The organism is Streptomyces phaeochromogenes (assembly GCF_001418655.1).
Taxonomy (GTDB): domain Bacteria; phylum Actinomycetota; class Actinomycetes; order Streptomycetales; family Streptomycetaceae; genus Streptomyces; species Streptomyces phaeochromogenes.
Genome location: NZ_LIQZ01000086.1, coordinates 20448 through 29591, shown reverse-complemented (window position 1 = coordinate 29591; position 9144 = coordinate 20448). Strand labels below are relative to the sequence as shown.

General features: G+C 71.8%; 9 protein-coding genes. 4 read left to right on the top strand and 5 right to left on the bottom strand.

What is annotated here, in order from left to right; translation table 11 throughout:
- The first annotated feature begins 187 nt into the window (after positions 1 to 187).
- From AOK17_RS12400 to AOK17_RS12390, 3 genes are all read left to right on the top strand, one after another.
- Entirely contained in the window at positions 188 to 1186 is a 999-nt protein-coding gene (locus AOK17_RS12400) for a fibronectin type III domain-containing protein (RefSeq protein ID WP_055612471.1), read from the top strand.
- Positions 1187 to 1267: 81 nt separating this feature from the next.
- The gene (locus AOK17_RS12395; protein WP_055612470.1) at positions 1268 to 2209 is read left to right on the top strand and encodes a LysR family transcriptional regulator; all 942 of its coding nucleotides are present in this window, start codon (positions 1268 to 1270) and stop codon (positions 2207 to 2209) included.
- Positions 2210 to 2410: 201 nt separating this feature from the next.
- On the top strand, positions 2411 to 2974 hold the full coding sequence (locus AOK17_RS12390) for a hypothetical protein (protein WP_055612469.1): 564 nt from the start codon (positions 2411 to 2413) through the stop codon (positions 2972 to 2974).
- Between the two features lie 93 nt (positions 2975 to 3067).
- Here the strand turns inward: AOK17_RS12390 and AOK17_RS12385 are convergent, their stop codons facing one another.
- From AOK17_RS12385 to AOK17_RS12375, 3 genes are all read right to left on the bottom strand, one after another.
- A complete protein-coding gene (locus tag AOK17_RS12385; protein ID WP_055612468.1) occupies positions 3068 to 3622 on the bottom strand; it encodes a PadR family transcriptional regulator in 555 nt (184 codons plus the stop codon).
- Positions 3623 to 3667: 45 nt separating this feature from the next.
- Entirely contained in the window at positions 3668 to 5683 is a 2016-nt protein-coding gene (locus tag AOK17_RS12380) for an NADPH-dependent 2,4-dienoyl-CoA reductase (protein ID WP_055612467.1), read from the bottom strand.
- A 122-nt stretch (positions 5684 to 5805) separates the two neighbouring features.
- On the bottom strand, positions 5806 to 6579 hold the full coding sequence (locus AOK17_RS12375) for a putative protein N(5)-glutamine methyltransferase (RefSeq protein WP_055612466.1): 774 nt from the start codon (positions 6577 to 6579) through the stop codon (positions 5806 to 5808).
- Between the two features lie 307 nt (positions 6580 to 6886).
- On the opposite strand from AOK17_RS12375, the gene AOK17_RS12370 reads away from it, so the two are divergent.
- Positions 6887 to 7345: a MarR family winged helix-turn-helix transcriptional regulator gene (locus AOK17_RS12370; RefSeq protein WP_055612465.1), complete on the top strand. Its 459-nt coding sequence runs from the start codon at positions 6887 to 6889 to the stop codon at positions 7343 to 7345.
- A gap of 54 nt (positions 7346 to 7399) precedes the next feature.
- On the opposite strand, the gene AOK17_RS12365 is transcribed toward AOK17_RS12370, so the two are convergent.
- A complete protein-coding gene (locus tag AOK17_RS12365; RefSeq protein ID WP_055612464.1) occupies positions 7400 to 8122 on the bottom strand; it encodes a GNAT family N-acetyltransferase in 723 nt (240 codons plus the stop codon).
- Positions 8119 to 9039 (bottom strand): NADP-dependent oxidoreductase, encoded by a 921-nt coding sequence (locus AOK17_RS12360; protein WP_055612463.1) that lies wholly within the window; start codon positions 9037 to 9039, stop codon positions 8119 to 8121. Before AOK17_RS12360 ends, AOK17_RS12365 begins: the two co-directional genes overlap by 4 nt.
- Positions 9040 to 9144 lie beyond the last annotated feature (105 nt).

Genomic DNA, 9144 nt, shown 5'->3' with positions numbered 1-9144 from the left:
GCGGGATCAGCGACGACAGCGTTCCGCACCGTGGGCATGAACTTCCCTACGACAAGGGCGAGTTCAGCCGCGAAGAACATCAGCATACGTAACGTCCGATCGATATCGCGAACACGGCCCTCTTGATGTGGTCACGCCGACCAGGTCATATTGGTCCGGACCATTCCCGTCGAGGGAGGGCAGGGCTGTGCGACGCGTACTCCTGCGAGCCGCGATGGTCTGCGGCGCGTTGCTCATGGTGGTGTCCTGCGGCTGGGGCGGCGAGGGCCCGGGCACCGACCGGCCGCCCGCGGCCCCGGCGGGCATCACCGCGGCGGCGGGCAGCTCCACCAGCGTGCACGTCATGTGGAACCGGGCCTCCGGGAAACCCGAGGTCGCCCATTACGAGGTGTATCGCGGCACCACGATGGTGAAGAAAGTGCCGGGTTCGGACCACATGGTCGACATCACCAGGCTCAAGCCTTCGACCAGGTACGCCTTCTCCGTACGGGCACGGGACGCCGACGGGCGGCTCGGACCGCCCAGCCAGCGGGTGTCGGCCACCACTCCGGCCGCGACCGCCGCCGACGGACGGGCCCCGAGCACCCCGGAGCGCCCCCGCGGCAAGGCCGCCGGGAGCCGGGCCGCCCAGTTGTCCTGGGACAGGTCCACGGACAACCGGGGTGTGGCCTCGTATGACATCTATCAGGGCGACTCGAAGATCCACAGTGTGGGCGGCGCACAGTCGGCGACCGTGGTCACGGGGCTGCGGCCGGGCACGCGGTACTCCTTCACTGTCCGGGCGCGGGACGCGGCGGACAACCTCTCGCCCGCGAGCGCGGCCGTACGGATCACGACTCCCGCCGGTTCGGGGGACGGGAAGGACACCGGCCTGGCGCCGACCGGCTTCCGGGCCTCGACGCATCGCACCGACGGGGCGTACTACCTCGACCTCTCCTGGATTCCCCCGGACGCCGAGACGATCGACGGGGTGATCACGGAGTACCAGATCCAGCTCGACCGGCAGCCCGCCACCTCGCTCGTCTGGGGCGGGACGGCACCGCGCGACAAGGCGACGTACAGCTTCTACGTGGGCCGGGAGGCCGGGGTCACCCAGCGGGTGCGGATCAGGGCGAAGCTGCCCGACGGGACATGGAGCGGCTTCTCGGCGGAGCGGACGGTGACGACGGGAGCGGCGCGGCCGTAGGGCCGGGCGATGGAACCGTACGGCGGGGGCGGCGGGTGCCCGAGAGCGCTCCGGCCATAGGTCGAGCCTAGGATTCTCCCTATGCCCCATAGGGAATCCAATGGCACCGCCGCGTCCGCCGCCCCGCTCGATCTCTCGCTGCTGCGGACCTTTCTCGCCGTGCACCGGGCGGGTTCGTTCACGGCGGCGGCGCGGCTGCTGGGGCTTTCGCAGCCGACGGTGACCACGCAGATCCGGTCACTGGAGGACCAGTTGGGGCGTGAGCTGTTCGAGCGGCGGCCACGCGGTGTGGTGTCGACCTCGGTCGCGGACGAGCTGGCCGCGCGGGTCACGGCGCCGCTGGACGCGCTCGCGACGGTCACGGACCGCGGCGGGTTCGGTGCGGACGTGGTGCCGGAGCCGGTCCATGTGGCGGGTCCGGCGGAGCTGCTGTGCACGCGGGTGCTGCCCGCTCTGGCCCCGCTGACCGGGCAGGGGGTGCGGCTGCGGATCACCACCGGGCTGACCGACGGTCTGCTGGAGGGGCTGCGCGGCGGCCGGTTCGACCTGGCGATCGCCACGTCACGGCCGCGCGGGCGCACACTGAGCGCGGTGCCGCTGGCCGACGAGGAGTTCGTCCTCGTGGCCGCGCCCGCGTGGGCCGGGCGGATCGGCCGGGACCGGGTCGCCGCCGAGGGGCCCGCCGTGCTGCACGGGGCGCCGCTGATCTCGTACGCCGAGGATCTGCCCATCGCGCGGCGCTACTGGCGGCACGTCTTCGGCGTACGGCTGACCGGGCGGGCGGCGATCACGGTGCCGGATCTGCGCGGAGTCCTCGCGGCGGTGGTGGCGGGCGCCGGGATCTCGGTGCTCCCCCGCTATCTGTGCCTCGACGAACTGGCCTCCGGCGCGCTGGTCTCCCTGCTGGACCCGGAGGACCCGCCGATCAACACCGCGTATCTGGCGCGGCGCCCGGGGGTGTCGGACAACCCGCATGTCGCGCTCGTCGCGGAGCGGATCCTGGCGGCCGGCCGGACCTGGTGACGGCCCGCGGAAAGTAACCGGCCGCTCCGGTGGTACGCCACCGGCGGTCGGCCGGACGAAGGAATTCGTCACCTGCCCGGTCCCGGCCCGCGTGCGGAACCGGTGATCCTCGCATTGGCTCGGTCCGAAGGCGCACGGGCGTTCCCAATCCTCGGCGGCGCATGGGATGTACCGCCAACCGTGCTGTCGGAGGGCAGTTCTATGCGTATGACCCAGATGCTCGTCCGCTCCGGCCTGACCGTGGCCGCCGCCGCGCTGCCGCTGACCCTCACCGCCACGGAGGCGGTCGCGGTGAACACGGCCATCAACGTGACCACCAGCGGCACGACGGTGCAGGTGACCACCACCGACTGTGCCACCAGGTCCAACGGCTCCATGGGGAATGCCTCACTGCTGTCCAGCGGTCAGGCCAACTTCGCACAGGGGCGCCAGGTGACCTTGTCCGGGACCAGCACCAGCCAGGCCGCGGCCTGGTCCAGCGTCACCACCGGCACCTACACCGTCATCGTGGTCTGCGCCGACGGCACCACGGCGGGCACCCAGTCCGTCACCGTCTCCCCCGTCTCCAGCCCCACGATCTCCGCGACCGCGACGGCCACGGCGACCTCGTCGGCATCACCGTCGCGCGGAGTCATGGGCGGTATGGGCGGCGGTACGAAGGACTACGGCGCCGCCACCTACGCGGCGGGCGGCGTCCTCGTGGCTGCGGGTGTCGGGGCCACGGTCTGGGTCCTGCGCCGACGCGCCAAGCCGCACCGGCTGTGAGAACGGCGGCGGTCCGGAACCCCGAACTCGAAGCCCGGAACCGGGTCCCGACGGGGAGGCCGGGCCGCCGCCGACCTCCGGACACCCGGCCCGTCAGGGCGCCGGGTCCTCCGCGGGCAACCGCCCGAACTCCTCCAGCGCGTGCGTCAGCCAGCGGGTCCAGAAGGTCTCCAGGTCGATCCCGGCCCGCAGGACGAGGTGCTGAAGGCGGTCCTGCGGCGCGTCCTTGCCGGGCGGGAAGTCGCGTTCCTGGATCTCCTCGTACTCCGCCAACTGCCGCTGGTGCAGGTCGAGATGGCGCCGCAGGTCCGCCTCGATGCCTTCCGTGCCGACCACCGCCGCGGCCCGCAGCCGCAGCAGCATCGTGTCGCGCAGCGGCTTCGGGTCCTGGGACGCGGCGGTCCACCTGGCCAGTTCGGCGCGGCCCGCGGGCAGGACCTCGTACCGCTTCTTCTGCCCCCGGGCCGGCTGCTGTGTCGGGAGGGCCCTGATGTGTCCCTCGGCCTCCAGTTTTCCCAGCTCGCGATAGATCTGCTGATGCGTCGCCGACCAGAAGTAGCCGATCGACCTGTCGAAGCGACGGGTCAGCTCAAGCCCCGACGACGGCTTTTCGAGCAGGGCGGTGAGGATCGCGTGCGGGAGTGACATGGAGTCATCCTAGGGACGGGCCGTACGCTCCCGGCCGCTGCCGGACTACAGGGCCGCCGCCAGCTCCGTGCCCTGCTTGATGGCCCGCTTGGCGTCCAGTTCGGCCGCCACGTCGGCGCCGCCGATGAGGTGCACGCTGCGGCCGTCGGCGCGCAGCGCCTCGTACAGGTCGCGGCGCGGTTCCTGTCCCGTGCAGAGCACGATCGTGTCGACGGGGAGGACGGAAGCCTGACCATCGACGGTCACGTGCAGGCCGGCGTCGTCGATGCGGTCGTACTGGACGCCGGGGACCATGGTGACGCCGCGGTGCTTGAGCTCGGTGCGGTGGATCCAGCCGGTGGTCTTGCCGAGCCCTCCGCCGACCTTGGACGTCTTGCGCTGCAGGAGGTGGACGGTGCGCGGCGGGGCGGGCCGCTCGGGGGTGCCGAGGCCGCCGGGCGCCCGGTAGTCCATGTCGACGCCCCAGTGCCGGAAGTACGTGGCCGGGTCCTCGCTGGCCTTGTCGCCGCCGTCGGTCAGGTACTCGGCGACGTCGAAGCCGATGCCGCCCGCGCCGAGGATCGCGACACGGTCGCCGACGGGCGCGCCGTCGCGCAGCACGTCGAGGTAGCCGACGACGCTGGGGTGGTCGACGCCCGGGATCTCGGGGATGCGCGGGCCGACTCCCGTGGCGACCACAACCTCGTCGTACGCGGAGACGTCGTCGGCGGTGACAGGGGTGTTCAACCGCACGTCCACGCCGTGCAGTTCGAGCTGCGTGCGGAAGTAGCGGATCGTCTCGTCGAACTCCTGCTTGCCGGGGACCCGTCGGGCCACGTTGAGCTGACCGCCGATCTCGTGCGCGGCGTCGTAGAGGGTGACGTCGTGGCCTCGCTCGGCGGCGCTGACCGCGCAGGCGAGTCCGGCCGGGCCCGCACCGACCACGGCAACCTGCTTGCGCCGCCTGGTCGGTGAGAGGACGAGCTCGGTCTCGTGGCAGGCCCGGGGGTTCACCAGGCACGACGTGATCTTGCCGCTGAAGGTGTGGTCCAGGCAGGCCTGGTTGCAGCCGATGCAGGTGTTGATGGCCTCGGGGCGCCCGGCCTCCGCCTTGGCGACGAAGTCCGGGTCGGCGAGCATCGGGCGGGCCAGCGACACCATGTCCGCGTGGCCTTCGGCGAGCAACTCCTCGGCGAGTTCAGGGGTGTTGATGCGGTTGGTCGTCACCAGCGGGATCGACACGGAACCCATGACCTTCTTGGTCACCCAGGCGTAGGCGCCCCGCGGCACCGAGGTCGCGATGGTCGGGATCCGCGCCTCGTGCCAGCCGATACCGGTGTTGATGATGGTCGCCCCGGCCGCCTCGACGGCCTTGGCGAGCGTGATCACCTCGTCGAACGAGGATCCGCCCGGGACCAGGTCCAGCATCGACAGCCGGTAGATGATGATGAAGTCCTCGCCGACCGCCTCCCGCACCCGGCGGACGATCTCGACGGGGAACCGCATGCGGTTCTCGTACGAACCGCCCCAGCGGTCCTCGCGTTTGTTGGTCTGTGCGGCGATGAACTCGTTGATGAGGTAGCCCTCTGAGCCCATGATCTCGACGCCGTCGTAGCCGGCCTGCCGCGCGAGACGGGCGGCCCTGGCGTAGTCGTCGATGGTCCGCTCGACCTCGTCGTCGGTGAGCGCGTGCGGCGGGTACGGGCTGATCGGCGCCTGGAGCGCGCTGGGGGCGACCAGGTCCTGGTGGTAGGCGTACCGCCCGAAGTGGAGGATCTGCATCGCGATCCTCCCGCCCTCGCGGTGCACCGCGGCGGTGATCCCGCGGTGCTGTTCGGCCTCCGCCTCGGTGGTGAGCTTGGCCCCGCCCTCGTACGGGCGGCCCGCATCGTTGGGGGCGATGCCGCCGGTGACGATGAGGCCGACACCGCCGCGCGCCCGGGCGGCGTAGAACTCCGCCATGCGCTCGAAGCCCCGCTCGGCCTCTTCCAGGCCAACGTGCATCGAGCCCATGAGCACGCGGTTCGCCAACGTGGTGAAGCCCAGGTCGAGCGGTTTCAGCAGATGCGGGTAACGGCTCATGGGCCCCTCCGTACGCGGTGTCGTCATGTCTTTGTAGACGACGGAGAGGCCATTGTGCAACTAGTTGCACAATGGCGTGCCACACAGGGCGCGGGCGATCCGCACCCGCAATCCCGCGGCCCCTAGCTCCCCTTCAGGCCGATCACGACGTTCGCGTAGAGCTCCTCCGAGACCTCCAGCCGCGGTATCAGCCCGGCATCGGCGAGGATCTCGACAGCCAGGCCCGCCTGGCGCTCACTCGTCTCGACGAGCAGACTCCCGCCGGGCGCGAGCCACCGCGGCGCCTCCCCGGCGACACGACGCAGGACATCGAGCCCGTCCCCACCCCCGTCGAGAGCCACCAGAGGCTCATGGTCACGGGCCTCGGGCGGCAGCAGTCCGACCTCGCCGGTGGGCACGTACGGCACGTTGGCGGCCAGAATGCCGATGCGCCCGCGAAGGGCACGCGGCAACGCCTCGAAGAGATCCCCCTCGTGGACACGAGCCCCCGCACCCACGTTCCGTCGAGCGCACCGCACGGCGGCGGGATCGACATCGGCGGCGTGCAGTTCGGCGCCGGGAAGCGCGGCGGCGAGCGCCGCACCCACCGCGCCGGAGCCGCAGCACAGGTCCACGACGACGGGGGCCTCGGTGGCGAGCGCGACGGCCTGTTCGACCAGGAACTCGGTGCGTCGGCGGGGCACGAAGACACCGGGTTCCACGGCTATGCGAAGGCCTCTGAACTCGGCCCAGCCCAGGACGTGTTCGAGCGGCAGGCCCGCGACGCGGCGGTCCACCATCACGGTGAGTTCGGCGGGCGTACGAGCGGCGGAGAGGATCAGACGCGCCTCGTCCTCGGCGAAGACACAGCCCGCGGAGCGGAGCGCGGTGACGACATGTGCGTAAGAAGGTGGCATGGAAGCCGAGAGCCTTTCGGGAAGCCGAAGGGCGCCCTCCAGGTCACCTGATGACGGTGAGGCCCTGAGGCGAGAGCACCCGAGCTGACACAGCGGTAATGGGGCTCACCTCCTCGGTCCGTTCGCGGCTGGGGCGGTCCTCAGCCGGACGGCAACATTACACGGCGCCGACTCCGGTCGGGACCCGGTCCTCGCCCCTCTCCTCCTCGCACCCGAGACACCGCCAGGCGCAGCACCCGAGGCGCCTCTAGTTGCATGAGGCAACCACTTAGTTGTACGGTGCAACCAGAAGAGGAAGGAAGAAACCGTGAACGCAGCCGACGTGTCCATCGAGACCATCCACCACGAGCTGACGGCCTTCGCCCGCCGCGCCCGGGCCTCGGCGGGACGTCTGCACCCCGAGCTGTCCCTGGTCTCGTACACGCTGCTCGGCCATCTCGAAGACGTCGGTGGCTGCCGGGCCACCGACCTGGCCGCGCACTACGCCCTGGACAAGTCGACGGTCAGCCGCCAGGTCTCGGCCCTCGAACGCGCCGGGCTGGTCGAGCGCCGCGCCGATGCGCAGGACCAGCGCGTCCAGGTGCTCCACCTCACCCCCGCCGGCAAGGAGATCCTCGCCCAGGTGACCGCGAGCCGCCGGGTGGCGTTCCGCGAGCGGCTGGCGGGCTGGCCCGAGGAGGACCTGGAGCGGTTCGCCGGGTATCTGCTGCGGTACAACGCGGCGGCGGGCGGAGTGATGTTCAGGGCCGCGCCCGCGAGCGACTGAGGCACGTCGGACGCGCGAGCGGGCCGGTGGCGAGCCTCGCGACCCGCCACCCACCTATGAGACCCCCAACGTCTCCCGGTCGCCCAGCAGTTCAGGCACCCGCGCCCCCACGAACCTCGTCCTGCGCCGCAACCGGAAACCCATCGCCTCGTAGAGCCGGATCGCGGTGGTGTTGCCGGCCGCGGCGTGCAGGAACGGGGTCTCGCCCCGGGCGCGTATGCCGTGGGCGACCGCCAGGGTCAGCCGGGTCGCCAGGCCCTCGCCGCGGAAGTCCGGATCGGTGCAGACCGCGCTGATCTCGGTCCAGCCCGGTGGATGCAGCCGCTCCCCCGCCATGGCGATCAGGTTCCCGTTCCGGCGGATCCCGAGGTACGTGCCGAGTTCGACGGTCCGGGGCAGGAACGGGCCCGGTCTGGTGCGCTCGACCAGGTCCAGCATTTCCGGTACGTCGTCGGGGCCGAGCCGTACGGCCTCCGGTTCGGGCGCGGTGGCCAGGCCGTCGTCCACGAGTTGTACGCCGTCCAGGCTGAACGTCACGTCCCAGCCGTCCGGGATGCCGCCGTCGAAGGCGGGCAGCCCCAGCTCCTCGCCGGGGCCGACGAGCGCCGCGAGGTCGGCCCAGTCGTCGGCGTCCGGCTCGTCGGGCAGCGCCAGCCAGGGCGACACGTCGACGGGGTAGCGCAGCACGCGGCCTCGGTGCTCGGCGAAGTGGGCGTGCGGGCCGGTCAGCGAGCCGAGCGCGGGGTTGTCCAGCGGATGGCGGGCACCGCTGCTCATATGGCGACCTCGATCACGACCTTGCCACGCGTGTGGCCCTCCTCGACGGTCCGCAGCGCCTCCCCGGCCCGTTCGAGGGGAAAGGTCTGCGTCACCAAGGGGTCCAGCTTGCCGTCGGCCACCAGCCGGGCCACCTGGTCGAGCACCGCGGCGGTACGGGCCCGCGCGACGGGCGAGCCGCCGAGGCGCACCACGATGTCCTTGCCGCCCGCGGTGATCAGCTTGGTCCGGTCCGCGACCAGCTCGGCCGCTGCTTCGAGGACCTCACCGCCGACCACGTCGTAGACGGCGTCCACGCCGTCGGGCGCCACGGCGCGCACACCGCTGACGAAGTCGGGGCCCGACGGCACATGAACGGCACCGAGCGACTCGACCAGGTCCTTCTTGCCCGCGCTCGCGACACCGATGACGTTCAGTCCCTCGGCGCGCGCGATCTGCAGGACCGAGACGCCCACACCGCCGCCCGCGCCCGTGACCAGCAGGGTCGAACCGGCCGGAAGGTCCAGCTGGCGGATTCCGTCGTACGCGGTCGCCGCCGCGACGGGCAGGGCCGCGGCGTCCGCGAAGGAGACACCGGCGGGCTTGTGGGCGGTGACCGCCACGGGGAGCAGCACGTACTGGGCGAACGCCCCGGCGACCGGGTTGCCGAAGACCTCGTCCCCGGCCGCGAAGCCCGTGACGCCCTCGCCGACCTCCTCGACGACTCCGGCGGCCTCGTTGCCGAACACGGCGGGCAGCGCACGCGGCTGCTGGCCGGGGCGCTGGTAGCCGGTGCGCTGCTTGGAGTCGACGGGGTTCACGCCCGCCGCCCGCACGGCGACCAGCAGCTGGCCGGGTCCGGGGCTCGGGCGGTCCTGGTCGACGAGTGCTTCGGTCTCGGGGCCGCCGTACTGGGTGAAGACGTACGCCTTGGGCATTGCTCCGTCACTCTCCTTCGCACCGGGGTGTCAGTAGCGGCAAGGAAGATCACGGGGTTGCTATTCCCGGGCCGCCGGACTGTTCATGCGGCCGCAATGATCCAG